General features: G+C 37.7%; 20 protein-coding genes and 1 pseudogene. 13 read left to right on the forward strand and 8 right to left on the reverse strand.

Translation table 11 applies throughout. The features are described 5' to 3' along the window. Nucleotides 1-39: 39 nt before the first annotated feature. The gene (locus FCS21_RS16785) at nt 40-210 is read right to left on the reverse strand and encodes a hypothetical protein (protein ID WP_171035665.1); all 171 of its coding nucleotides are present in this window, start codon (nt 208-210) and stop codon (nt 40-42) included. A 1,099-nt stretch (nt 211-1,309) separates the two neighbouring features. Here FCS21_RS16785 and FCS21_RS08310 point away from each other — a divergent pair. Beyond that, nucleotides 1,310-3,001 carry a methyl-accepting chemotaxis protein gene (locus FCS21_RS08310; protein ID WP_138622321.1) on the forward strand — a complete coding sequence of 564 codons (1,692 nt, stop codon included), beginning with the start codon at nt 1,310-1,312 and terminating at the stop codon, nt 2,999-3,001. Between the two features lie 164 nt (nt 3,002-3,165). Here the strand turns inward: FCS21_RS08310 and FCS21_RS08315 are convergent, their stop codons facing one another. Both FCS21_RS08315 and FCS21_RS08320 read right to left on the reverse strand, forming a co-directional pair. Further along, complete coding sequence (locus FCS21_RS08315; protein ID WP_171035666.1) at nt 3,166-3,738, reverse strand: DUF6436 domain-containing protein; 573 nt, start codon at nt 3,736-3,738, stop codon at nt 3,166-3,168. Beyond that, the gene (locus FCS21_RS08320; protein WP_138622325.1) at nt 3,722-5,188 is read right to left on the reverse strand and encodes a methyl-accepting chemotaxis protein; all 1,467 of its coding nucleotides are present in this window, start codon (nt 5,186-5,188) and stop codon (nt 3,722-3,724) included. The genes FCS21_RS08315 and FCS21_RS08320 overlap by 17 nt, the downstream gene beginning before the upstream one ends. 278 nt (nt 5,189-5,466) lie before the next feature. Here FCS21_RS08320 and FCS21_RS08325 point away from each other — a divergent pair. Beyond that, nucleotides 5,467-5,931, forward strand: a pseudogene (locus FCS21_RS08325) (hotdog fold domain-containing protein); the annotation flags it as partial. 83 nt (nt 5,932-6,014) lie between these two features. Continuing rightward, nucleotides 6,015-7,880, forward strand: a complete 1,866-nt coding sequence (gene ggt / locus FCS21_RS08330) for a gamma-glutamyltransferase (protein WP_138622329.1) — start codon at nt 6,015-6,017, stop codon at nt 7,878-7,880. A 61-nt stretch (nt 7,881-7,941) separates the two neighbouring features. Here ggt and FCS21_RS08335 read toward each other — a convergent pair whose 3' ends face one another. Further along, the gene (locus FCS21_RS08335; protein ID WP_138622331.1) at nt 7,942-10,536 is read right to left on the reverse strand and encodes a bifunctional diguanylate cyclase/phosphodiesterase; all 2,595 of its coding nucleotides are present in this window, start codon (nt 10,534-10,536) and stop codon (nt 7,942-7,944) included. A 5-nt stretch (nt 10,537-10,541) separates the two neighbouring features. Further along, a complete protein-coding gene (locus FCS21_RS08340; protein WP_138622333.1) occupies nt 10,542-12,077 on the reverse strand; it encodes a methyl-accepting chemotaxis protein in 1,536 nt (511 codons plus the stop codon). A gap of 262 nt (nt 12,078-12,339) precedes the next feature. Between FCS21_RS08340 and FCS21_RS08345 the strand changes: the two genes are divergently transcribed. The 7 genes from FCS21_RS08345 to FCS21_RS08375 all read left to right on the forward strand — a co-directional run bounded on the left by FCS21_RS08345 (nt 12,340) and on the right by FCS21_RS08375 (nt 17,762). Continuing rightward, on the forward strand, nt 12,340-12,930 hold the full coding sequence (locus tag FCS21_RS08345) for a response regulator (RefSeq protein ID WP_138622335.1): 591 nt from the start codon (nt 12,340-12,342) through the stop codon (nt 12,928-12,930). Between the two features lie 11 nt (nt 12,931-12,941). Continuing rightward, the gene (locus tag FCS21_RS08350; RefSeq protein WP_246047129.1) at nt 12,942-14,768 is read left to right on the forward strand and encodes a PAS domain-containing sensor histidine kinase; all 1,827 of its coding nucleotides are present in this window, start codon (nt 12,942-12,944) and stop codon (nt 14,766-14,768) included. Between the two features lie 82 nt (nt 14,769-14,850). Next, complete coding sequence (locus FCS21_RS08355; RefSeq protein WP_246047131.1) at nt 14,851-15,216, forward strand: response regulator; 366 nt, start codon at nt 14,851-14,853, stop codon at nt 15,214-15,216. 150 nt (nt 15,217-15,366) lie between these two features. Continuing rightward, nucleotides 15,367-16,050 (forward strand): 2OG-Fe(II) oxygenase, encoded by a 684-nt coding sequence (locus FCS21_RS08360; protein ID WP_138622337.1) that lies wholly within the window; start codon nt 15,367-15,369, stop codon nt 16,048-16,050. Nucleotides 16,051-16,090: 40 nt separating this feature from the next. After that, the gene (locus tag FCS21_RS08365) at nt 16,091-16,564 is read left to right on the forward strand and encodes a hypothetical protein (protein WP_138622339.1); all 474 of its coding nucleotides are present in this window, start codon (nt 16,091-16,093) and stop codon (nt 16,562-16,564) included. Between the two features lie 44 nt (nt 16,565-16,608). After that, nucleotides 16,609-17,298, forward strand: a complete 690-nt coding sequence (locus tag FCS21_RS08370; RefSeq protein ID WP_138622341.1) for an MOSC domain-containing protein — start codon at nt 16,609-16,611, stop codon at nt 17,296-17,298. 32 nt (nt 17,299-17,330) lie between these two features. Then, a complete protein-coding gene (locus tag FCS21_RS08375) occupies nt 17,331-17,762 on the forward strand; it encodes a CBS domain-containing protein (protein WP_138622343.1) in 432 nt (143 codons plus the stop codon). A gap of 116 nt (nt 17,763-17,878) precedes the next feature. Here the strand turns inward: FCS21_RS08375 and FCS21_RS08380 are convergent, their stop codons facing one another. Next, nucleotides 17,879-18,685, reverse strand: coding sequence for an IclR family transcriptional regulator (locus tag FCS21_RS08380; protein ID WP_138622345.1), 807 nt, complete (start codon nt 18,683-18,685; stop codon nt 17,879-17,881). A gap of 444 nt (nt 18,686-19,129) precedes the next feature. On the opposite strand from FCS21_RS08380, the gene bhcB reads away from it, so the two are divergent. The 3 genes from bhcB (at nt 19,130) to bhcD (ending at nt 22,482) form a co-directional block, all read left to right on the forward strand. Next, entirely contained in the window at nt 19,130-20,107 is a 978-nt protein-coding gene (gene bhcB / locus FCS21_RS08385; RefSeq protein ID WP_138622347.1) for a beta-hydroxyaspartate dehydratase BhcB, read from the forward strand. Between the two features lie 107 nt (nt 20,108-20,214). Next, nucleotides 20,215-21,363, forward strand: a complete 1,149-nt coding sequence (bhcC, locus tag FCS21_RS08390) for a 3-hydroxy-D-aspartate aldolase BhcC (protein WP_138622349.1) — start codon at nt 20,215-20,217, stop codon at nt 21,361-21,363. Between the two features lie 126 nt (nt 21,364-21,489). After that, nucleotides 21,490-22,482, forward strand: a complete 993-nt coding sequence (gene bhcD, locus FCS21_RS08395) for an iminosuccinate reductase BhcD (RefSeq protein ID WP_138622351.1) — start codon at nt 21,490-21,492, stop codon at nt 22,480-22,482. A gap of 118 nt (nt 22,483-22,600) precedes the next feature. On the opposite strand, the gene FCS21_RS08400 is transcribed toward bhcD, so the two are convergent. Both FCS21_RS08400 and FCS21_RS08405 read right to left on the reverse strand, forming a co-directional pair. Continuing rightward, the gene (locus FCS21_RS08400; RefSeq protein ID WP_138622353.1) at nt 22,601-23,884 is read right to left on the reverse strand and encodes a sensor domain-containing diguanylate cyclase; all 1,284 of its coding nucleotides are present in this window, start codon (nt 23,882-23,884) and stop codon (nt 22,601-22,603) included. A 449-nt stretch (nt 23,885-24,333) separates the two neighbouring features. After that, nucleotides 24,334-25,479, reverse strand: a complete 1,146-nt coding sequence (locus FCS21_RS08405; protein WP_138622355.1) for a PepSY-associated TM helix domain-containing protein — start codon at nt 25,477-25,479, stop codon at nt 24,334-24,336. Nucleotides 25,480-25,583: the final 104 nt, after the last annotated feature.

The raw sequence follows: 25,583 nt of genomic DNA on the forward strand, positions 1-25,583 counted from the left end.
GATCTTAAGCTATCGCTTTAAAGCCGGTTTATTTTTAAATTAATCCCACTCACGCCAACTACCAAAACTGTCGGCTATATCTGTATCAATAGATGTGCTTGGAACAGGGTATTTATTATTAACTTCTCTTTCTAACGCGGAACTAAAATCAGGCTTAAATTCATAGTTTGAATGTTGTGTTGAAACTTTTTGTTTAGAGGAGTTTTCCATATTACTACCTTTATGTTTTTACTATAAAAATAAAAAGGTATAGTAGACAAGTCATAATATCAAGCTTAACAATTGTAAAATTAAAACCTTTAGTTTAAAGCACAAGCTCACGGCAGGAACACGATGTAAAATAATTTAAGTTATTGAATAAATTGTATTCACACTTTTATAACAAAATAATAAGCTTCAATAATTTTACTGTAATGCAGTATCAATATTGTATCTTTCCTCAATAAGTAATATAAACTAGAAAATTCCGTTAAAAAGTTTCGATCTTTATTGTCTTTTTTTGGGGGGGTAATGAGTCTGACATTATTTTAGTTTCAAACTTTATTATTACTTTTATCTTTTTACAAAGCGTAAGAATAAGCACTACCAAGAAGAAAAGTCCTAAACTTTATTGTCTTCCGACATTTTTGTAGGAGAACAATAAAGTTCTTTACTATACAATATAGTTTTTTACTTAAACCATCTAAACTATGCTTGATTAATGAGCAATGTTTTGGTGGTTTTTTTATGCCAGCAAAACAATACTTCAATACGACGTTAAAAATGCCAAATGGATTAAAGAAGGACGAGGTGCCGGTCATGGTGAGAACTACCTTCCTTGGTTGACGGTTCGTGATCTGGCATCACGTGGACGTTCACAAATACTGATATTCGTGAACAGTTCCCGCTGCGCTTTGAAGATACTCTAGCTCTAGCAAATTAGGGGAAGTCCACACCTCCTTTAGCCAAGCAGTCGCTGTTTGTGCCAAATAAGCTCCAGCGCTACTAGCCAGCATGATTGTCAAAGCCCAGCCTAGATTACGTTGTACTAGTTCGACGATAAGCCACTGGCTCTCAACCCACCAAACATAATATACAATTCGTAACCGTGCTTTTTCTTCGCTGTGATTACTAAGCACAAAGCTTTATTAATTAAATTATTATATAATATTCCTAAATTTACTATCTGTCCTACAATAAAGTCAGTCCATTAATAAATTGGTCTGCTTTTTAACCCGTTTAAATATTCAGAAAGTTAATGATATTGCTATGAATATGATTTAACACGTATCCATATTTTACAACAATGCACAAAAAATTAAGGGTCACTATGAACACATTAAGTATTAAACAAAGGATATTGATGCTTGCAATAGCGCCATTAATAGTGGCTTTGTTGGTTGTTATGTTACTGGTAAATATGCAGTTTAAAGAGCTGGGTGAAGAGCAAATTAAGCACACTCAAGAGACTATGATGAAGGATAAGCGCGCGGCACTCAAAAATTATGTTGATATATCTTTATCGGCAGTGAGTGGCTTGATTGAGCAAGCCAGCGGCATGAATGACGAACAGAAAAAAACTGAAGTCGCTAGTTATTTACGTAGTATTGTTTTTGAAGAATCAAAAGATGGTTATATTTTTGTTTATAAATATGATGGTGAAACTATTGCTCATCAAGCAAGCCCTAAACTTGAAGGTCAAAACCTTTATAACATGAAAGATTCTAATGGTGTTATGGTCATTAAAGGATTAATAGATCAAGCCAAAGCAGGTGGCGGTTATATTGAATACATGTGGCAAAAGCCCTCTAAAAATATGGAAGTGATTAAATTAGGTTATGCTAAATCTATTGATAAGTTCCAATGGATGGTAGGGACAGGTTTTTATATCGATGATATCGAAGATGAAATTGCTAACATTCGTACGGAAATTGATGCGGGTGTTAAGAAGGCAATGTACCTCATTGGTACGGTAGGAATATTTTTGATTGTACTTGTCATTTTCATCAGTCTTTACACCTCAGCCAGAATCACCAGACCTTTGCGTGATACCGCGCTTGCTTTAAATGATATTAGTCAAGGTGAGGGGGATTTAACTCGCCGCTTAACAATCTATTCTGAAGATGAAGTGGGTCAAGTATCAAAAGGGTTCAATTTGTTTGTAGAAAAAATACAGCAATTAGTCTTAGAGATAAAAACAGGAATAATTGATCTTAGTAGTTCATCAAAACAAATGGATACAGTCGTTACAAGTACTAACAGTAATGTTGAAAATCAAAGACAAGAAACGACTCTAGCTGCGACAGCCGTTCATGAAATGGCCGCGGCTACACAAGAAATTGCCACCAATGCTGAAAATGCTGCAACTTCGGCACAAGAAGCCGATACAGAAGCGATGACTGGTCAGCGAATTGTTGAAGAAACTATTACCGCTATTTCCAGTTTATTTGACAGTATTAATGGCGCTGCTGAAGTTGTGAATCAATTGAGTACTGATACCGTTGAGATAGGTAATGTGCTTAATGTTATTAAAGCTATTGCTGACCAAACTAACTTATTGGCTCTAAATGCCGCTATTGAGGCTGCGCGTGCCGGCGAGCAAGGTCGTGGTTTTGCTGTTGTTGCAGATGAAGTTCGTGCATTAGCAAGTCGTACTCAGCAAAGTACGGAAGAAATTCAGAAAATGATAGAGCGATTACAGCAAGGAGCAAATCAAGCGGTCAATGTGATGGAGAGTAGCCGCAAGCAAGGAGAAGATACTGTCCGAATGGCGGCGAGTGCGAGTGAATCATTAATCACAATCACAACCTCAGTGAGTACTATTACCGATATGAATACTCAAATAGCCACTGCGGCGGAAGAGCAAACGACGGTTGCCGATGAAATTAGTAAAAACGTTCAGCAAATAGCAGATATTGCTGAAGACTCCTCACAAAGGGCTGTTGAGCTTGCTAACACTACAGAGGAACTTATACAGCTAGAAAAGCGCTTATCTCAAATTGTTGATCAATTTAAGGTATAACTTTAATACTTACAGTAAGTGTTAATACCTAGAGTGCTATCGTTGGCGTACATTTGATTAGCATCTAAACTAAATTAAATGATACTAAAATAAAAAAGCGACTTACTCATCGAGTAGTCGCTTTTTTATTGAGGTAAGTATGTTAATTGCTTACTAACTAAAGCTTATACTGCGCAATAACACCCCTTAGCTTCTTTAATCACTATATTGGCGCTATAACCTTGGACATAATTATTAAGCATGGTTTGTGCGTAACCTGACGTTTGAGAGCAAGCGATGCCTTGACCATAAGGACCAAAGTAAATGACATCACCTGAATTATCAATAATAGCCACTGAAGGCGTTGCAGGAATGAGATTATCTTTAGTCATAACCACGCGTTTAATCGCAAAATTATGATTAAGGGCTAATTGATTGATATCTTTAATATGCGCTTCACTGTATTGCTGACAATCACAATTGGGTTGTGAAAAATGTATAATGGTATTACTGATACTATGATCAACCACGTCATTTTCACCGTCAGCGATATTAGGTATAGCGGCCTCAATGAACGATATTAAATGTGGAGCAAGCTCCTGATGTTCAATATCTCGCAATTTATGATCGGCATCAAAATTAACTAGCCTACCTTGTATAAAATAACTAAAAGCAAGCACAGTAAAGCTTAGCCATACCACCAATAGCACCAGTTGAAATTTAGTGATAAGGCCATTGCCTTTATTTAAACCGAGCAATGTTGTGTCCCATGTCACTAGCTACATGACTGACACGGTTGGCTTCTTGTCCTAAAGCATTAACTTTATCTCTATCTATTTGCACCGTATTTTTCAAGTTCTCCGCACTTCTAGCAATACCTTCCGTGGTTATTGCTTGTTGTTCTACCGCCGCGGCTACATTCATCGACACAGCACTTGCTTGAGCAACGATGTTAGACGCTTGTGTTATTTGCTCTTGCGCTTTATCAGCGCTTTCAATAACTAACTGTACTATTTTTATGCTGTCCGCCATTGAGTCTGTGGTCGATTTAGAATAGCTCTGTAAAAGCGAGAGGGTTTCGCCAATTTTGTCGGTACTCTCTTTGGTTCTCGTTGCTAGTGCTCGCACTTCGTCAGCAACAACGGCAAAGCCACGGCCTTGCTCTCCTGCTCGTGCTGCTTCAATTGCCGCATTAAGTGCTAACAGATTGGTTTGCTCGGCAATACCACTAATTTCAGATAATACTCGAGATATCGCTTCTGAAGAACTAGCTAATTCAGCGACTTGCATGCTGGTTTTCTCCAGTGCAGTGGTTAACTCTTTATTTTTGTTATTGATATTATAAATATCTTCAGTGGTCGACTTAGTGTAGGTGTTAGCCTCTTGCATTTGATCGCTTAACTGATTGGTTTCTTGGGCAATAGAAGCGACGGTTATTGACATTTCTTCTGCCGACGTGGCGATAATTTCAGTTTCTTGTTGGCGCTCCATGGTTGAGTTTTCTAGTTCGGTTTTGGTTGTCATAAGGTTGTCTGAATTAGACTGCAACTCTACCACTTGCTCTTTAACACCTTGAATAACCGTCGATAGTAGTACCAATAATTCGTTAAATGAAATTAAGGTGTTATTGTTGTGTGTTGTTGCTTTTATATTCAAATCAATTGAATTTACATCAGCAGTTAATGCGGTTGCGACTAAAGCAAGTTCTTTACCAGCCTGACTTTCTTTTTTCATTGATTTTGCTATATAACCACCAATCGTTGCTTCAACGATGGCATAAACCGCGTGAATAATTACTGTAGTAAACACTAAGCGACTTTCATCAAAAATATAGACGCCGGTATTGTTCACTTGCAAAAAATAGAAAGAAATATGGTGTATAGCGATAACTAAGGTGGCTGTTATAAATATTCGCCAGTCTTGGTAAATAATTAAAAACGCCATCAGTATAAATATTTCAAAATGTACTTCAATTAAGCCCATTGCTTGATGAATATGCAGTGCAGCAAATATCATTGCGGCCAGTGCTGACACGTGTCGAGTAATAGCAGCATCAGGCGCTGATTTGTAAAAATAAATAGGGATGAGTAGGGCAGGTAAGCCGATAACTATGCCAGATAAATATGAATTAAAAATATAGCCTAATAGTAAGCTTTCAATAAATAAGGCAGTGAGTAAATAGGTAAATAGTTGATTGTTTTTATTCATATAATATCCTAAAAAACTTCGCTTAAGTTGGCTATTGTTAAAAAGTATAGTTAACAATACGGAGTATACATAGAAAGGGATTAATAATCGAAAACTCAGAGTGGGTTTATTTGTACAACGCTTTAGCTAATGGTAAGTTATTGGGAGTTTTCGCCTGATACTAATGCTGATGCATTCGTATTTTTTACTTTCTTCATAGTTGCTGGCTTAGATAAGCCTAGATACTCTAGTCAGGCAGAAGTTCAGTTAGAAATATTAACTCCCATTAAAAGTATTGTATGAACCAGACCAATAAAACATTATCGCTGTACCATAAACTTGAAAAGTATCCGCTTGGTAAGAAGCTCTTTTCGATGATGGTTAGCCGTGTTGCCCCTTATTTTGCAACCATTAACCCTAAAATATCAAGCTTAGTGCCAAATCAATGTACCTGCCTTATCAAAAAAAGAAAAAAGGTTTTCAATCATATAAAGACAGTACACGTCATCGCTATTTGCAATGGCTTAGAAATGGCAATGGGGGTCATGGCTGAAGCATCAGTTCCTAAACACTTGCGTTGGATACCTAAAGGCATGACGGTTGATTATACCGCCAAAGCCGCTAGCGATATTCGCTGCGTGGCAACAGTCAATGCAGATTATTGGCGCCCTGGCGATATGCTGGTTAATATCACCGCGTATGATGATAATGACGTCATTGTTGTTAAAGGATATATTAAGCTTTGGATCTCTGAAAAACCTAAAGTGCTTACTATCAAGGCTATTTATAATAGAAATGTTTATTTCTATGTTTCTTTTGAGGTTAACCTACTGAGCGATAAATCACTATGCACAATCATTTTATTAGCCGTATAAATCGTAAAGCTAATAGCGATATATATTTTCCTGTTATTTCCAAACCGAAAAAAAGTGATGCGGTAATACTATGTACCTGTTTTGTTTTAGCGTTAATTACGGCTAAAAGTTTTGCAACACCCCCTATTGAACAAACGATAAACCCTGAACCGCCGCGGCTAGCACAATTAATTGATTATTATGATGTTTCTCACCCTGTTATTGGTAGAAAGGGCATGGTCGTCAGTCAAAAGCGTTTGGCGAGTGAAGTAGGTGCTAATATTCTTAGGCGAGGTGGTAATGCTGTTGATGCTGCGGTAGCGGTTGGCTTTGCATTAGCCGTGGTTTTACCTCGTGCAGGAAATCTAGCGGGCGGTGGTTTTATGTTGGTGTACTTAGCTGATAAAAAGAAAACCGTCGCCATTGATTATCGAGAAACGGCTCCAGCCTTAGCATACAAAGATGTTTTTCTTGATAAAGATGGTGAACCCATAGTCAATAAATCACTGAAAACACTCGCCGCTTCAGGGGTGCCTGGTACGGTAGCGGGCTTGCACTATGCGCTAAAAAACTATGGTTCAATGTCGTGGTCTGAAGTGATTAAGCCTGCAGAGAAACTTGCCAGAGAGGGCATTATAGTTGACCATGATATGGCACGATTTTTTACTAAAGAACAGCTATTTTTAGCTGATAATTCAGAAACCTGTCGAGTATTTTTAAAAGCAAACTGTCAGCCTTATCAAGCCGGAGAGCTTTGGCTTCAAGAAGACCTTGCCAATAGCTTTACCTATTTACGAGAGCAGGGTCGGGCTGGTTTTTATCAAGGTGATATTGCCAAAAAAATGGTAGCAGCAATGGAACAAGGTGGCGGTCTTATTACTGCACAAGATTTAGCCGATTATAAAGTGAATGAAGTAAGCCCAATACGAGGCACGTTTCGCGGTTATGAGATTTTGACTATGCCACCACCAAGCTCAGGGGGGGTTCACCTTATTCAAATGTTAAACATGCTTGAAACACTAAATATAGACAATATTAAGCAAGGCTCTGCAGCCATGATACATTTACAGGCAGAAATATTTAAACGTGCGTTTGCTGACAGAAGCCGTTTTTTAGGTGATCCAGCTTTTGTTAATGTACCAAGCCAAGGCTTAACCAGTAAGCAATATGCTCAAGCATTGAGCAGCAATATTAAAGCAGCTAAAATAACGCCATCAAGTGCGATTAAACCGGGTGAGCCCGGTGAATACGAAAGCCCTGATACCACGCATTTTTCGGTAATGGATGCCGCCGGTAATGTGGTCAGTAGTACTTATACTTTAAACCATAATTACGGTAACGGTATTACTATTCCTGGTACGGGTATTTTGCTCAATAACACCATGGATGATTTTTCAGTAAAGCCTGGCAGCCCTAATAGTTACGGACTTATTGGTGGTAAAGCCAACGCTATTGCGGCAAATAAACGACCACTTAGTTCAATGACACCAACAATTGTGCTTAAAAATGGTCTGCCGTATATTGCTACGGGCACGCCAGGTGGCAGTAAAATTATTACTTCGGTATTTCAACAGTTAGTGAATGTTTTGCATTTTGACATGAATATTGCTGAGGCGACCAACGCACCGCGTGTTCATCATCAATGGCAACCAGACATCTTGTACGTTGAAAGAAATATTCCGGCAGATACCGTGGATAACTTAATAGCGTTAGGCTACACGGTCAAGGTTTCTAGTTCGTTAGGGAGTCTACAAAGTATTATGAAGCATAACGGTGTTTTCTTAGGGGCTGCAGACCCACGTAGACCAGGCTCAGCAGCTATTGCCGTTGATAATATTGAACACGCTGTTAAACCGTAAAATAACAAACAGTTATCTAAGCTGTTTGTTATGATAAGGAGGTATTAATGTGAGTTGCGGGCTAGTGCTTATCTTGCCAAAGCGCTAGCCATTGACTTGAAGAAAGTGGTTTAGAAAAGTAATAACCTTGGATAACATCGCAATCATGCGCAGCTAAGTAATTGAGCTGTGCTTCAGATTCAACTCCTTCAGCAACAACTCTTAATTTTAATGATTTGGCCATTTGCAATATAGTATTAATAATAGGTACTTCATCAAACTCATTTTTTATATCATCAACAAAGCATTTATCCACCTTTAACTCTGTTATGGGGAGATGATGGATATAACTTAAGCTTGAATATCCAGTTCCAAAATCATCAATTGAGAAGAGAATACCTTTTATTTTTAATAACTCCATTTTCCCGACAACCAATTGTAAGTCAGAGACAAGTGCACTTTCTGTTAGTTCAAGTAACAGTTCAGAATAAGGTATTTGGTATTTATCAAGGGTCAGCAATAGGTTATCTATAAAATTTGGCTGGGCAATTTGTTTAGCACTGATATTGACAGACACAGGCGATGATTTTTTTGATAATAAACGCTTTTGTGCTATCAAAGCACAAGCCTCATTAAGCATCCAATTACCTAATGCTATGATAGTGCCACTCTTTTCGGCTAAAGAAATAAATTCAGCAGGAGATACAAAACCTAATGAAGGTGACTGCCATCGCACTAATGCTTCAGAGCCAACAATATCGCCCTGTGTTGAATATTGAGGCTGTAATACAATACTGAGCTCACTGGTGAACTGACAACACTTCATCGCGAGAGATAGTTCTGATTGCCTTTTTAATAAGTTAATATCTTTATAATTTGCAAACACATAACTATTACCCCCTTTCCTTTTAGCATTCACTACGGCTAACTCTAACAGCGGTTTAATGTCTATATAGTTAATCTCTTTAGCAGGAATATTTACGATGCCTATACTTGCTTCAACAGTAATTTTATTGTGATTGACAATAATGGGCTGGTTAATTTCTTGAAGAATTTGATATGCTAGCTCTTCACAGATAATTAGAGATGTTTCATCTACACGATTAATATCATGTAAAATAATATTAAAACTATCAGCACTGTTTCTATAGATAGTAGCCCAAGAAGGTAAACGCTCATTAAGTCTTTGGGCGGTTGCTTTAAGGATTGCATCACCAGTGTCATCACCATAAATTAAGTTAACTTGAGAAAACTTATCTAGATTGATTAACATTGCGGTGATACTTTCATTTAACCGTAATGATTTTTCAAAACACTTTTTAAAATCACGCTCGAACGAGTAACGATTCATTACGCCTGTAGTATCGTCAAAGTAAGCAAGTTGATGAATATCTTGTTGTGCTTTTTGTCTTTCGGTTATATCTCGAACGATACCAATAAACACTTTATCACTACCGTGCAGTACCTCTGAGATAGAGAGCTCCATAGGGAAGGTGGTGCCATCTTTTTTCATAGCTGGCAGCTCTCTTCCGATACCAATAATTTTAGCCTGGCCAGTCTTAAGGTAACTGCTCATATATTGTTGGTGTTTAGAAGCAAAAGGCTCAGGCATTAATATCGACACATTTTGACCTATGAGCTCGTTTTCTGAATAACCAAAGGTTTTTTTGACAACCCTATTAGCAGACAGAATAATACCGTCACTTGAGATAGTCACAATGCTGTCGTTTAAATTATCAACGATAGTTTTTAAATTTTCACTGGTTGATTTTTCAGAGTCGAGTAGCTTTTTTTGTGCAGTGATATCTTCAAAGGCACCATAAATATGAGTGGCAATACCTTGATCATCTGTTCTAATTTGACCAGTAGTTCTGACCCATTTTTTTATGCCGCGTACATCAGAAAAAGGTAACTCTACTTGATAGGGCTCTAATTTGTGTATGGCTAAGTCAAATAGTTTTTTTATCGTGCACTGAGCTTCAGGGCTATAAAAGCTAATAGCCCTATCAGCGCTTGCTTCTTCGCTAGGTGATAAACCATAAATACGATAGGTTTCATCGGTCCAATAGGTTTTTCCAGTAGCTATTTCATAGTCCCAGCCACCTACCTTGGCTAATGTTTCTATTTCAGCCATTAACTGATGTTGGTGTTTAAGTTTAGTTTCAGCAGCGCTGTGTTCAATGGCTAATAGTGCTCCGGTAAAAAGTTGCGCTAACGTCCTACTTGCAATAAGTATATCAGGTGACCAATCAATGCTGGTTTTGCTGTCGCCTAAAAAGATAAAACCTCTACTTTTACCATTAATGTGTAAAGGAATAAGTAAAATAGAACAGACTTGAAATACTGATAATATCTTATCTATATTAGTGGCCGTCAATTGCTGAGGCACATGATTATTAATGATAATTTCAGTGGTACTTTGTAAACATTGAAAAAGCGCGTTATCTGCTTTTTTAGCTAAACGGTTCGACGGATCAGAGTTTAGCATACCTTTATAAGTATCTGCTTTACAAAGATAAGCTTCTTCATTGTTATCTAATAACCACAAGGCTGCACGGTCGACAGAAAATAAAGAAGGCGTTAGGTAAAGTCCTTCTTCGATTAACTGTTGCATATTGTCAGAGTCTAGAGGAGAGCTTCGGGTCAATGACATTAATAAGTTAGTATAGCTAGTCATAACACTTATCCATTAAAGGCTTGCCCTAAGGCGCCAAGAGCGTTAGCTCTGTTTTTAATGTTGGTTGTTTCACTTTCTACCGTATGCGCTTGTTGAAGGTTGTTTTGAGAGGCGTCACTGATGTTAATAATATTACGGCTGATTTCTTGAGACACCATGCTTTGTTCTTCAGAGGCGGTTGATATTTGAATCGCTAAATCTGAGATATCGGTAATGGACACATAGACTTTATCAACCACATTATGCGCTTCAGTGGCTCTTTCAACACAATTATCAGCAGACTCTTTACCTTTGATCATGGTTTGTACCCAAGAGGTGAGCGTATTTTGCATTTCTGATATTGAGCTTTGTATTTGTTCGGTGGCAGCATGAGTTCTGCTTGATAAAGCACGAACCTCATCCGCTACTACGGCAAAGCCTCTACCATGCTCTCCTGCTCTTGCTGCTTCTATTGCTGCGTTTAAGGCTAATAAATTGGTTTGATCGGCAATACCTTGAATTTCATGCATAATAGCGCCCACTTTTTCTACTTCGCTGGAGAGCTCTGTTGCTGAAGACGCTGATTCTGCTACTTCTTGCGCTAATAGGTTTACTGTCTCCATCGTAAGGTGCATAGCTTTTGTCGCCACTTGGCAATCGGTATGTGCTTGATTGACTTTTTGTGAGGTGAAGGTTGTGCTTTGTGCTACTTCATCGATGGTGGCAACCATTTCTTCAACAGCCGTAGAGACTTGATGTAATTCAGCGGTTTCTTTCTCTGCGCCTTCTTTTGCCAGTTGTGCCGCTACTGCTAAGTTTTGCGCCCCTGAACTAAGCGCATTACTGCTGTCAGTAATACGCCCTAAAATAGTATTTATTTTACCTTCCGCTATTTTTAAATGAAAATCGGCAATACCTTGTGCTTTAGTGCCACTGTAAATGAGTCGTGAAATACTGTCGTATTCAGCAGCAAGTTTCTTGAAATACTTAGGGGTATCAATAATTTCATTTTTATAGGTAATAAAAGGTAATACAGGCAGTAAAAACATCATGTATGGATAGTATAGAGCGCTTACTAGTATGCTTATACTAACAAACCAGTACGCTAGATTTTTGACTATAGCTCTTTCGTACCATTTAGTTAACGATTGACCTTTTTGTAATGTTTGATAAGCGGTAATGGCATTTTGTTTGGTTTTATCATCTAAGCGTGTTCGAACCGATTGATATCCTACAAGCTCACCCGCTTCAAAAATAGGTGTTACAAAGGCGTCTACCCAATAATAACGACCGTCTTTACAGCGGTTTTTAACTACACCACGCCAAGGTAAACCAGATTTTATTTTTTGCCATAAATCTTTAAAAGCAGCGGCAGGCATATCGGGGTGTCTGACAATATTATGGTTCTGTCCAACGAGTTCTTCGAGGGTGAAGCCAGCAATGCGACAAAATGCTGCATTAGCGTAGGTAATAACGCCAGCTTTATTCGTAGTAGAAATTAACTCCTCACCACGTTCAAAGTTAACCTCCTCATTAATAAGCGAGTGGTTTTTATTTAACATTATTAGGTCCCTTTTATATGCATGAATATACATGAATAAGATTTACATTTTCTTTACAAGAATGTTTTTAGTCATTTACAAAAAACGACAAAAACGACAAATTCCGCTAAATATAGCGATTTATTCATATAAATTCAATAAAAAATAAGTTAAGTTGATCTACATTAAGTTGATCTACGTTAAGTAGTCTTTGTGATTAAACGCTATATTATTGATAGCTTAGCTTAGCTTAGTTTAGACTAGTTTTAAGAAGGACGTGTAATTGAAAATCAGTGAAAAATCACTTTTAACACCGGCAGAGGCAGCAAAGCTGTTACATGTGGCGCCAACGACTATTCGTCATTGGGCGCAAATAGGTCGGCTACCTTTTGTAACTACGCCTGGTGGTCATAGGCGTTTTGACAAAAACGATATTTTATCATTAATGTCGCTGCCTGAAGCAGATATAAAAGAAAGCTTCGCTATATTAATTATTGAAGATGATAAAGAGTTTGCTGATATGCTTGCGCAGTTTTTAGCCGCGCTGTTTCCTCGTGCACGTATGAAAATAGCGTACAACCCTTTTGATGCTGGTGATTTACTGAACACCTTTAAACCTGACTTGGTTATGTTAGATTTAATGATGGTAGGTATCAATGGCTTTTCTATTTGTCACCGTATTAAAAGTACGCCAACCACAGCACATATTACTGTGATTGCTATGACGGGCGCGTTAACCGGTGATAATGCCAGTAGAATAGTTGAGTTAGGTGCAGAAACTTGTTTTGCTAAACCGTTAAATTTTGAGTTGTTAGCAGAGACTATTACTCAGTTTATAACGCAAAAAAATACGCCAGTTGGCGTTACTTTATAGAGCAAGTTTTAATGATGCCAATTGATACCCCAAAGCATATTTATGAAAAGTTATTCAGCCAATCTCTTGATATGATGTGCGTCGCTAATACCGCAGGATATTTTCAATTAGTAAACCCATCATTTAGCGAAAAATTAGGTTATAGCGAAGTCGAGTTATTATCGACTGCGATGATCGATTTTATTCATCCCAATGATATTGATAAAACACTACAAGTATTCGCGCTATTGAGTAACGGACAGCATTCGTTATGCTTTGAAAATAGCTACCGACACAAAAATAATGGTTATTTAACGCTTGCATGGACTGGGCATGTTGACGCTGATTCTGGGCTTATTTATTTAATTGCGCGTGATATTACCCAGCAAGTAAAAGTAAGTAATAAACTCCAGCATTTACAGCAGGCTTTAGAGCAAGAAACCATTTATGCTGAAACCGATGTGAACGGTGTTATCACTAAGGTAAATGATAAGTTTTGTCAAATATCGGGTTACTCGGCAGCCGAGCTACTCGGTCATACGCATCAATTGGTTAATTCAGGTTATCATTCTAGTCTTTTTTTTCGTGAGTTATGGCAAACAATATCATCAGGAAAAATATGGTCAGGCGCCATCAAAAATAGAAAAAAAAATGGTGATTATTACTTTGTGCAAAGTATTTTAATTCCTATTTTTGATAATAATGAGATTTCTAGTTATGTTGCTATACGTCAAGACATCACTGATAAAGTAAACAGTGATTATAATTGCTTAAAGGCGCTTAAGATCCTCAATGAAACAAGTGCAGCAGCAAAAATTGGCGGCTGGGAGTTAGAGATTAGTACAGGGGTGCTATCATGGACAGACGAAACCCTTAGAATATTAGAAGTTGATGAACTCTATGGCGCAACACCTTTATTAACTCAAGGGTTAGAGTTATTTATTGATAAAGACATCCCTATTATTGAAAATGCTGTGCACCGCGCCATAACCTACGGAGAACCGTACGCTTTAGAATTACAAGCAAGCACACCCAAAGGTAATATAAAGTGGATATATACTAATGGTAAAGCTAATTACATAGACGGCAAGATCGTCACTTTATCGGGCACTATTCAAGATATACATGAACGTAAAATCACTGAAATTAATTATAACAAAGAAAAACAAAAGAACATTGTTAATGCCAAGTTTGCCGCATTAGGTGAATTATCAGCGAGTATTGCTCATGAAATTAATAACCCGTTAGGCGTTATCTCTGGTTATGCTGAACTGTTACAGTTAACCAGTACCAGTGCTTCAGCAGCTGATATTTGCAATAAATCTGATATTATTTTGAAGTCTTGTGATCGTATTAGTCATATTGTTAAAAGTCTTAAAAAGTATTCTCGTACTGATGAGGAAAGACAATATAGGGTATGTTCGCTGCAAGATTTAATTCAAGAGGCGGTTGTACTGACTAAGCCAAAATTAAAACAACGAATGATAAGGTTGCAATGTCACCTTATTGAAGATGTTCAGATCCTGTGTAATGAGATAGAAATAGAGCAGGTCATGGTTAACTTAATTAATAATGCGATAGATGCGGTATTATTACTGCCTGATAAGTGGGTTGATATTTCCATGATAGAAACACCAACTGATTATAATGTTGTAGTCACTGATGCAGGTTTAGGTATTCCTTTAGATAAACAGCATGTTATTTTTGAACCTTTTTTTACTAGCAAAAAAGCATCTGAAGGTACAGGTCTTGGTTTATCTATTGTAAAAGGGATCTTAGATAGCCATGACGCCACCATCTCGATAGATAATAATAGTATCAATACTCGATTTACCATTAGTTTTCCAAAAAGTGTGTAGTGAGTAGTAGGGGATTAGTTTGGTTAATTAATTCTTTAATTAAGAGGCTAATCAATAATGTTACGATGAGATAATAAGTAAAGTGGATGATAATAAAGTGCCAATCAAGGTTGTTTATATTGATGATGAAGAGCTGCTATGTCAGATATTCAAAGAGTATTTACACTCTACTGATATTAATATTACCACTTTTACTGACGAACTATCGGCTATAACGTATTGTAATGAGACTAACCCAGACATCATATTTATTGATTACCGATTAACACAACTCAATGGTGTTGATGTTGCTAAAGCTATAGTCAATGATGCCATTAAAGTGTTAATTACTGGTGAGCTTGATGTCGCTATGGATCACTGTTTTAGTGATAAAATTCAAAAGCCTTACCGATTAGCCGCTATTAAAAGCCTTATTATAGACGCTGCCTCTTATCGTAAAGCACTATAGAGCCTACAAACACTTGTCAAATTTTACATAATCTATCGTCTTTGTTACCGCTGTTTTTATTAGTAACTCATCGTGACAAAGTGCTACTATACTTTATATTCCACTCTCTTAAATTATCAATAACATGTTAGTTTTATCTGCTAAGACAGGTTGTCGTTGAGCTTAGCCCAAAGTAAAAATTCTGGCGTTGATAGCGCTTTATTTGAGTCAATAGCCAAAGATGTTATCGATAAGGGCTACAGTATTCGCCCTTATGCGTTACCTATAAAACTGACTCATTTGTTATCACAACATATTATCGACCTATCTAGTGACAAATTTAAACGTGCTGGCATAGGTAGAGTACAAGACCATATGATTAACGACTTTATTCGTACAGATGAAATAAGCTGGATAATCAATGATAACGAGGCTAGTTGCGCTTGGATAAACTGGACAGAAGCATTAAAGGTTTATTTAAATAGGCGTTTGTTTTTAGGGTTATTTTCGTTTGAAAGTCACTTTGCCCATTACGCGAAAGGAGACTTTTATAAAAAACATAAAGATGCCTTTAGGGGGGAGGGAAATCGTGTGTTATCCGTTGTGGTCTATCTTAATCAACAATGGGTTGCATCAGACGGTGGTGAATTAGTTATTTATGATAAAAAATTAGTGGACAGTGTCGTCTCAAACTATAATAAAATTACTGTAATTCCTAACTTTGGTACCATAGTGGTATTTTTAAGTGAAGAGTTTCCTCATGAAGTGTTACCAGCTAAGCGCGATCGATATTCTATTGCCGGTTGGTTTCGTCTAAATAATTGTATTGCCAATAACCTTGATCCGCCTAGTTAACGGTGTCTTCATGTAACGAAAATCTATCAAAGGTGTACGATTGTCTAAATTACCCCCTCAGCTACACTCTATTAAAGAGTTAGCGCATATTAATGAAAAAATAGCACCGTTAAAATTACTTGCCGATAGAGAGCGTGCTGCTATTTATGGTTTAACAGGTACGGTTTATACGCCACATATTGATGAATATATGCAGGCCAGTATACAAAAAGCCGAAATACTCGCTTGTTTAAAAAAACAAGGGCTTCTAGCTATAACGGAAGTTGAAGTCATTAGTTCAGCGTTAGACTTTTTACATAAACGTGCCAAAAATAATGCCATAGTTGACTATAACGGACATTGTTATAAACGCTGTTTTGCTCCGTTAAAATTAAGTAAGTCAGGTAAAGTGGTCAGAATATGGGCCAAATATTGGCTGTTACAATTATCAAATGGCAGGGTTGACCCTAAATGGGAGTCGCAAGTACGAGAAATTTGGCCGAGTTATTTTTTAATTAGAACAATAGATATTTAGAGAGTTAAACAGGTAATCAGTTTGGTATAACACAGGCTCAGTAGATGCAAAAAAACTATGTTCTTGACAATATTTACTGCTCAAAAGTAACCGAGCGTTACGGTATGGCAACAGCAATAGATAAGCATTGTATTAGTACTCGCCTTTATTTGTCAGATGAAGGCTTAGCAGGAGATGAGTGCGCAGATAAGTATCATCATGGTGGCTTAGACCGCGCTTTACATCAATACCCAAAAGAGCACTATACTTACTGGCAAGAAAAATACGCCAATACCGTTGCTCAATGGCAAGCGCCTGGCATGGGTGAAAACCTTAGCTCTGTAGGTATGACAGAGCAAAATATTTTTTTAGGTGACTGTTATCAGTGGGGAGAGGCTATTATTGAAGTAAGTCAGCCTCGTTCGCCTTGCTATAAACTGAATAAGCGCTGGGGTATAGAGGCCTTTTCAGTAGTGATGCAAAACATGAGTCGCTGCGGTTGGTTATATCGTGTTATTAAGCCTGGCATGGTTAGTGTTAATGAGCCCTTGGTGTTACTTAGCCGTGTTGATAATGCCATGAGCATTAGTGCGGTATGCCAAACCTTTTTTGGTGATCCACTTAATTACACAAAGTTGTTAGTGTTGAAGCAACAAAAAGCATTATCAGTAAGCTGGCAGGATAAAATTGAACAACGGCTAGTGAGTAATCAGGTTGAAAATTGGAATGTTAGATTATTAGACACGAGTAGTTAACAGCGTATATAGCAATAATGTTGGTATAGCATATGAAAATAGAAGAAATCATGAGTGACGATATTACCTGTATTAATTTAGATGAAAGGTTATCGGCGGTTAGAGAGCTATTTATTGAGCATAAATTTCACTATTTAATGGTAACCGATAAAAATAATAAGTTGGTTGCAGTTATCTCTGAGCGAGATTACTTTAAGGCAACAAACTCTAATTTAGAATTACCCACCGCTAATAGTAAAGATTTAGCGATGTTGAATAAACGTGTACACCAAATTGTTTCAAAAAAGCTTGTAGCCATTAAGCAATTTAGCTCCTTTAATGAAGCGATTAAACTCTTTCATGATGCTGAGGTATCTTGTCTACCTGTGGTAAATGGTGATAATGAGCCCGTGGGAATATTGTCGTGGCGAGATGTTATTAATTGGCTTTATAGTAGGGTGCATTCACCAAAACCTAGAAATTAGGTAAACAACAATGCTAAAGCATTATTGCCTTAACATTTTTACAGATAACTAAATAGCTTAACGTTTTTATTTTTATGACGCGTGGTGAGTCTCTTTATTGTCAATATAGTTCTCCCTTAATTATTTTTTTTCAAGGGTGCATCAGTTTTAACGTAACCAAGTTCAATGGAAATAGATTTTCCTGCCTTAACAAGATCTTTAACCCATTCATCTCTGCGTCGTTCAATAGGCGCTGATACTGATAAGCCAGCCACTACTTCACCGTAACGGTCATATAAAAGTACGCCTATGCAACCTACGCCAATCTCAGCTTCTTCGTTATCATAAGCAAAACCTTGCTCAACACAGAGCATACATTCATGTTCTAAACTTTCTATGTTGGAGAATGTTTTTCGGGTATATGTGGGCAAGTTAGTTCGCTGTGCATAGCCTACAATACCTTGGTGTCCTTCCATCCCTAACATCATTTTACCTACGCCAGTAACATGTAAAGGCGCGCGACTGCCAATAATTTGCTGTACATGCATCATTCTATTAGGAATAGCTTTTTCTACGTAAATAACCACATCACCTTCTCGAGCGGTAAGGTTAATAGTTTCACCAAATTTATCACGCAGCTTTTCCATATAAGGTATCGCTACTTTGCGAAAATCAACGTTTTGATATTGATAATTACTTAACCTGATAAGACGACCACTTAATTGATACTTACCGGTACTGTCTCGATCAACAAAGTGATTATCAATCAGTGAGTGTAATATGCGAAAAGCGGTAGACGGAGCTAAATTAGTATCGGCACTAAGCGCTTTTAAGGTAACAGGCATACTATAACGTGAGATGGCATCGAGCAATGTCGCCGCTCTATCGATTACTTGAATACGAGATTCTGGTTTAACTTTAATCTCTGCTTTTACTTTAGTCATAGTGTTGCTGCTCAGTTTAATTATCTAACATCTCTTTTCTTGACTACAGTGTCAACTTTCAGTTTTAATATAGAACTAAAAGCGACAAAAACCATCATTAATTCGAGTTTGAGTATTTCATATTGTGGAACTAATAAGTTTATTTTTACTTATCAGGCTTATAATTTGTTATTTATCAGCTGTGTGGAGTATTTCATACTGTGACAGGAAGTCAATATTTCATATGATGGAATCTGTCTTGTTTGCCTGTTCGACTAATATTCCATAAAGTGAAAATGAAGTGGTTCAAACCAAATATTCTGCAATATGCAACGAGCATACAGAAATAGCATTTGGTTAGCGAACGTAGCTAATAAAATGGGTAAACACATGTACAGCTGGTAAATATACGACAAGCTGGCGGTAATTACGACTAATACTACGAAAAGATTAAAAGAGGAACATATGAGTAATTCAACTAAATCGACCATGTACATTCCAACTTACGAAGACGTAATTGTTGCCCATGAGCGAATTAAACCTTATATCCATAAAACACCAGTGCTTACCTCAACTCGTTTAAACGAAATGACCGGTGCTGAATTATTTTTTAAATGTGAAAACTTGCAAAAAGCAGCGGCTTTTAAAGTTCGTGGTGCTTGTAATGCTGTTTTTGGTTTAAGCGAAGAAAAAGCAAAAATTGGTGTAGCTACCCATTCGTCTGGTAACCACGCATTATCATTATCTTATGCTGCAGGGCAACGTGGTATTCCTGTTACGGTCGTTATGCCGCGTACAGCACCACAAGCAAAGAAAGATGCTGTTATTGGCTATGGCGGTAAAATTGTTGAGTGTGAACCTTCAACAACTTCTCGCGAAGCAGTCTTTGCTGAAGTTGTTGGTGAGTCGGGTGCTGACTTTGTTCATCCATACAATGACCCACGTGTTATTGCTGGTCAAGCAACTTGTTCTAAAGAACTTGCAGAGCAAGTTGAAAACCTTGATGCAGTTATCGCCCCTATTGGTGGCGGTGGTATGATTTCAGGTACGTGTTTAACTATTTCTAATATTGCCCCTGACGTTAAAATTTATGCAGCTGAGCCACTTAATGCTGACGATGCAGCTCGATCTTTTAAAGCGGGTCACATTATTGCTGATGATGCACCAGATACAGTAGCAGATGGCCTTAAAGTGCCTTTGAAAGACCTTACTTGGCATTTTGTGAGCAACCATGTAACAGATATTTTCACTTGTACTGAAGAAGAGATCGTTGATGCAATGAAGCTTGTTTGGAAAACAATGAAAATTGTTATCGAACCAAGTTCAGCGGTAACAGTAGCTTGTATTTTGAATAACCCAGAGGTGTTCAAAGGCAAGCGTGTAGGTGTAATTATTACCGGTGGTAATGTTGATTTAGACAAACTACCGTGGATGAAAAATTAATAGCGAGTTAATTAATATACTTTGTTATTAAACGAATTAAACGAATTAAAAATTGAAATTAAGATAATTAATATTAATTTAAAATAATATAGATTTTGGAGAATAAAATGACAGCAATAAATGATTTAGAAGTAGGTTTTGACGTTCCAGCAGTACCAGGTATGGACGAAGCAGATATTCAAACTCCTTGTTTAGTCGTCGATTTAGATGCTTTAGAGCGCAACATTATTAAAATGGGCAAAATTGCTAAAGATATGGGTGTTCGTCACCGCGTACATGGCAAAATGCATAAATCAGTAGATATCGCTCTTCTTCAAGAAAAACTTGGTGATAGCTGTGGTGTGTGTTGTCAAAAGGTTTCTGAAGCTGAAGTTTTTGCACGTGGTGGCATTAAAGACGTTTTAGTTTCTAACCAAGTACGTGACCCTAAGAAAATTGAACGTTTAGCTAAAATGCCTAAACTTGGCGCTCGTGTAATTGTTTGTGTTGATGACATTGACAACGTTGCTGATCTTTCTGCTGCTGCAGTTAAAGAAGGTACGCAACTTGAGTGTTTAGTAGAGATTGATTGTGGTGCGGGTCGTTGTGGTGTTCAAGCTGGCCAACCAGTTGTAGACATTGCTAAAGCAATAGAAGCTGCTGAAAACTTAAAATACGCTGGTATTCAAGCTTACCAAGGTGCTATGCAGCACATGGAACACTTCGCAGACCGTAAAGAGAAAACAGCTATTGCTATTGAAATGGTTGCTAGCACTATTGAAATGCTTAAAGCTGAAGGTATCGAATCTGATATCGTTGGTGGTGGTGGTACGGGTTCTTACTACTTTGAAGGTGCTTCTAACGTATTTAACGAATTACAATGTGGTTCTTACGCGTTCATGGATGCTGATTACCAAACAATTCGTGACGAGTCTGGTGAGAAAATCACTGACTTTGAAAACTCATTATTCATTTTAACGTCAGTAATGAGCCACACGAAAGCCGATAAAGCAATTGTTGATGCGGGTCTTAAAGCACAATCTGTAGATAGTGGTTTACCTTACGTATTTGGTCGTGACGATGTTGAATACATCAAGTGTTCAGATGAGCACGGTATCGTTGCTGATGCAAACGGCGTATTAAAAATTAACGAGAAGTTAAAACTTGTACCAGGTCACTGTGATCCAACGTGTAACGTGCATGACTACTATGTTGGTGTTCGTAACGGTAAAGTTGAAACGTTATGGCCTGTATCTGCACGTGGTAAAGCATACTAAGCACTGCTTTTTCATCGTAAGCAATACCCAAACTATCTGAAGGTGCAAGACTCGCAGCTTAACGTAGTTTGGGTATAAAACCCTCGACGCTCGTCGGGGGCTCTATCATTTTCTAGGAGATAAGTTATGAGTGATTCAAAACAAGATAAAGGCGTCTCCGTTGTTTCAGAAACGGTTTGTCAAGAAGTTATGGGTAGAAGCGATGCTTTTACTGCGGTAGAAAACGTATTTTCTGCTATGGCAAAAGACACCGCCTACAATTTTCCTGTGATCCGTGAAGCCATTGGTCATGCGGATGCGTTATACGGCTTTAAATCAGGTTTCGACCGTGACGGTATGGTACTTGGTCTAAAATCAGGCGGTTACTGGCCTGGTAATATTGAAAAAGGTTTAACAAACCATCAATCAACCGTTATTTTATTTGATCCAGATACGGGTAAATTAAAATCATTAGTTGGTGGCAACTATTTAACAGCAGTACGCACTGCTGCTTCTTCTGCTGTTTCTATTGCGCATTTAGCCCGTAAAGATGCAAAAGTATTGGGTATGGTAGGTGCAGGTCATCAATCTACTTTCCAATTACGTGCTGCGGTTGAGCAACGTGATTTTGAAAAAGTCGTTTGTTGGAACTTCCACCCAGAGCATATCCCTAACCTTGAAGCGGTTGCTAAAGAGTTAGGTTTACCATTTGAATCGGTAACCCGTGAAGAGCTTTGTGCACAAGCTGATGTAATTATTACGATTACTTCTGCCTTTGAAGCTTTAATCGAGAAAGACTGGGTTAAGCCAGGTACTCATATTGCTTGTATGGGAACTGACACTAAAGGTAAGCAAGAAGTTGATGCTAAGTTATTAACTGTTGCCAAAGTTTTCACTGATGAATTAGCGCAATCTATTACTATTGGTGAAACACAGCACGCTGTAGCGCAAGGTTTAATTAAAGAAAGCGATATCACGCCTATCGGTGAAGTCATTAACGGTACTAAACCAGGTCGTACTTCTGCTGAAGAAATTACTGTGTTTGACGGTACCGGTGTTGGCCTACAAGATTTAGCCGTTGCTTCAGTAGCTGCTGATTTAGCCGAAGCTAAAGGTTTAGCCACTTACTTTAACTTATAAAACTAATTGATAAGTTAAACGTATAAAGTACGCTTAATAAAAGTTAATCGGTAACATGAAAATGGCTGTTTACTTAGGTAAACAGCCATTTTTTTTAGCGCTATGTGTTCAATAGCCTTTAACGCTTATAAACAGAGACTCTATTTCTACCACTATTTTTTGCTTGATATAGTGCGGTATCAGCTAATTTGAGTAAACCCGTGAAGCTGTTATTGCTTGTATCTAAAAACGCTAAACCAATACTAACGGTTAAATTAATATGATGAGATGACGTTATGTTAATAGGGGTTTGTGAAACTTTTGTTCTAAACAGTTCCATTTTATTGAGAATTTCTTTCTCGTCACCGCCGGTGATAATAACCGCAAACTCTTCACCGCCAAAACGGCCAAGTAAGTCAGATTTTCTAAAGCAAGAGCACATTATTTCTGATAATTGGCATAGCGCTTGATCGCCTACGTCATGTCCATAATTGTCATTAATACTTTTAAAATGATCGGCATCAATCATGGCAACGGTTAAGGTACTCTTTTGACTAACGGCAGCGCTAATCGCCATATCAGCAGCCTCGGTAAAAGCTCTTCTATTGAATAAACCGGTAAGTTCATCAATAGATGCTTGCTCGGATAAGTTATTCTCTTTTTCCTGTTGATTGGTTATATCTCGCTCTATTGCCGCAAAATATAATAATTCACCACTGGGGTTATGTAACGGCACTATATTCATATCTAACCAGTAACCTGTACCCGTTTTAGAGTAGTTATAAATACGCTCGCGTACTGGTTGATGTTGATCTAAAGCCGTCTTTATTCGCTTTCTTGTCGTAACAGAGGTTAATTCTCCTTGCAGCATTTTAGGTGTTTTTCCGATAGCTTCGTCGCTGCTGTAGCCAGTAAGCTTAGTAAACGCTTCATTGACATAAATAATTTTGTAACCAATATCTTTGGTATTTTCTGCTTCGGTAACAACAATGATATCACTAGCTAAATCAACGATTTTTTTAAAAGGTACGTATTGATGCTTATGGGTAATATCGACCAACGTCACGACAATTTGTGATAACAGTCCTTGTTCATCAAACTCAGGTGAGGCGCTGCATAATATCCAAGACGCAACTTTACCTTCGCGGACTACGCCTAGCTCTATATTCTCTACTGGCTTGCCTGACGACATTACTGCAGCAACAGGGTAATATTTACTTGCTAAACGCTTCTTATACTTATCAACAAAGTACCAGTCATAACTTGCCACTGTCTGACCTGTCATTGTCGACCATGACATAGTCATTAATTTCAGAGCGGTATTATTAGCATAAATTATCTCACTTTCTTTACCATGAATAATAATGCCAGTATTAAGGTTATTAAGTATATCTTTATGATTGAGAGCGTGATGGCTATTCATGGTTATTATTCATACCTATGGTTTTATGTACTTAAATTATCGATAAAAAATTTGCTCTATAAAATAAAGCAGTCCGTTTAGTATAAAGCATTTTATCGTCAATATGACAATAGACAAAGGCGCATGTTTTTATCCTGTGTGTAGTTGTGATACCAAGGACTATGGGCAATTTAAAAAGGACTACTGTAGATGATTTGTTAACGGCGGTAAGAGCCTATTTAAGCTATCATTGAGCGTCTTTCTTGTTAGATGCGGTGCATAATAAATTAAATAGCGAGAGATACTTTGGGTAGTAAGTTGAATAATGATGTCTTAATATTGTTAATATTAAGACATCATTAGCAGAGCATTAAGTCACCGTGAGCGACTTAAAAATAATACCAAGTAGCAGAGTTATCAGTAAACTCTTCTACTGGGTGTTGATAATTTATTGTCGCGGCGTTTATGTACTAATTATGTCGTGCTTTTTGGCTTTTCTTCCATCGTCGCCAAGAGAGCATGACGCCAGTATAAACCAGTAAACAGGCTAATAATGACGCCAAACCAGCGATGGCTTGTCCAATCGGGCCAAAAAGCTCCCCCGTATGCAGGAACCTGATATAGCTGCGTAATTTATTATAAGTCGATAGCTGTGCAAAGTTTTGCTCCTGCAGTAATTCACCTGTTAAGGTATTTAACACAACCTTAAGTTTTTTTTGCGGTTCGCCACCGTTGCCATTATCGACATTATATATTTTACTGCTAACAGGACTTTGATTTAATGAAGCAGCTGGTAAAGTGTCCAATGAAAATTGAATACTTTGCCATTGTGGGTATAAGGTTTTTACCTGGCTTAATTGTTGTTCAATAGGCTGTTGTAATTGTGCTTGCTCTGCTGAAATTTCTACAGGCTTCACAAGCGCTATCGATTGGTTTGATACTAAGTCTTTAAGGGTGTTACCTGGCCATTTAAAAGAGAAGAATATCGCGGTCACCACTAAGACAAACAGCACGGGTGCCATATAAATACCGAATACGTTATGCCACTGATAATTTCTAGCCGCTTTGTTAGGATAATTTCCTGATAATGTTAGTTGTTGCTTAAATGCTCTTGATTTAAGGCGTTTAGGTAGCCATAAATAAAGCCCTGACAATATTAATACTAGAAAAAAAATATTGGCTACACCATTAATCCAGCGACCTGTGTCACTAAACTTACCATCCAATGTTAACCAGCGATGAAAAGCACGTAGTTTAGCAAAAAAGTTGACTGTACTTTGGCCCGGCACGGTCATTTCAGTGCCGGTATAAGGGTTGAGGTAAGCGATTTTTTTTCTTCCCTCTTTTACGATAATTGGCGCATTCGCATAGTTTTCTATAACAATATCGACGCTTTGTTTTGTCGAGTAACCTCTGGCAATAGCTAAAATATCAGACAGAGGTAAAGTTTGAGTATTACTTGTTACTGGGGCAGCATAGTCAGCACGTTCAGCGGCTTTAATTAATTGTCGTTCATAGGTTAGTGCCACACCAGTGATCGACATTAAAAAAATAAAAATAGCGGCACTACAGCCGAGCAGTAAATGTAGCCAAAAAAAAGTTTTTCGTAGATTCATTATTTATCGAGCCTGTACTGAAAAAGAGTAGGAGTGTTATAAGGAAATTAATCCGCTTGATATAGCTGTATAAATTACAAGTAAACTAAGTATTAAGCAGTGAA

Source organism: Colwellia ponticola, assembly GCF_005885605.1.
Lineage (GTDB): Bacteria > Pseudomonadota > Gammaproteobacteria > Enterobacterales > Alteromonadaceae > Colwellia > Colwellia ponticola.

Excerpts from the sequence above, each read along its gene's own strand:
- FCS21_RS16785 (WP_171035665.1), bottom strand. The coding sequence starts at position 210 with ATGGAAAACTCCTCTAAACAAAAAGTTTCAACACAACATTCAAACTAT.
- FCS21_RS08310 (WP_138622321.1), top strand. The coding sequence starts at position 1,310 with ATGAACACATTAAGTATTAAACAAAGGATATTGATGCTTGCAATAGCG.
- FCS21_RS08320 (WP_138622325.1), bottom strand. The coding sequence starts at position 5,188 with ATGAATAAAAACAATCAACTATTTACCTATTTACTCACTGCCTTATTT.
- ggt (WP_138622329.1), top strand. The coding sequence starts at position 6,015 with ATGCACAATCATTTTATTAGCCGTATAAATCGTAAAGCTAATAGCGAT.
- FCS21_RS08335 (WP_138622331.1), bottom strand. The coding sequence starts at position 10,536 with ATGACTAGCTATACTAACTTATTAATGTCATTGACCCGAAGCTCTCCT.
- FCS21_RS08340 (WP_138622333.1), bottom strand. The coding sequence starts at position 12,077 with ATGTTAAATAAAAACCACTCGCTTATTAATGAGGAGGTTAACTTTGAA.
- FCS21_RS08350 (WP_246047129.1), top strand. The coding sequence starts at position 12,942 with ATGATGCCAATTGATACCCCAAAGCATATTTATGAAAAGTTATTCAGC.
- FCS21_RS08370 (WP_138622341.1), top strand. The coding sequence starts at position 16,609 with ATGCAAAAAAACTATGTTCTTGACAATATTTACTGCTCAAAAGTAACC.
- FCS21_RS08375 (WP_138622343.1), top strand. The coding sequence starts at position 17,331 with ATGAAAATAGAAGAAATCATGAGTGACGATATTACCTGTATTAATTTA.
- FCS21_RS08380 (WP_138622345.1), bottom strand. The coding sequence starts at position 18,685 with ATGACTAAAGTAAAAGCAGAGATTAAAGTTAAACCAGAATCTCGTATT.
- bhcB (WP_138622347.1), top strand. The coding sequence starts at position 19,130 with ATGAGTAATTCAACTAAATCGACCATGTACATTCCAACTTACGAAGAC.
- bhcC (WP_138622349.1), top strand. The coding sequence starts at position 20,215 with ATGACAGCAATAAATGATTTAGAAGTAGGTTTTGACGTTCCAGCAGTA.
- bhcD (WP_138622351.1), top strand. The coding sequence starts at position 21,490 with ATGAGTGATTCAAAACAAGATAAAGGCGTCTCCGTTGTTTCAGAAACG.
- FCS21_RS08400 (WP_138622353.1), bottom strand. The coding sequence starts at position 23,884 with ATGAATAGCCATCACGCTCTCAATCATAAAGATATACTTAATAACCTT.
- FCS21_RS08405 (WP_138622355.1), bottom strand. The coding sequence starts at position 25,479 with ATGAATCTACGAAAAACTTTTTTTTGGCTACATTTACTGCTCGGCTGT.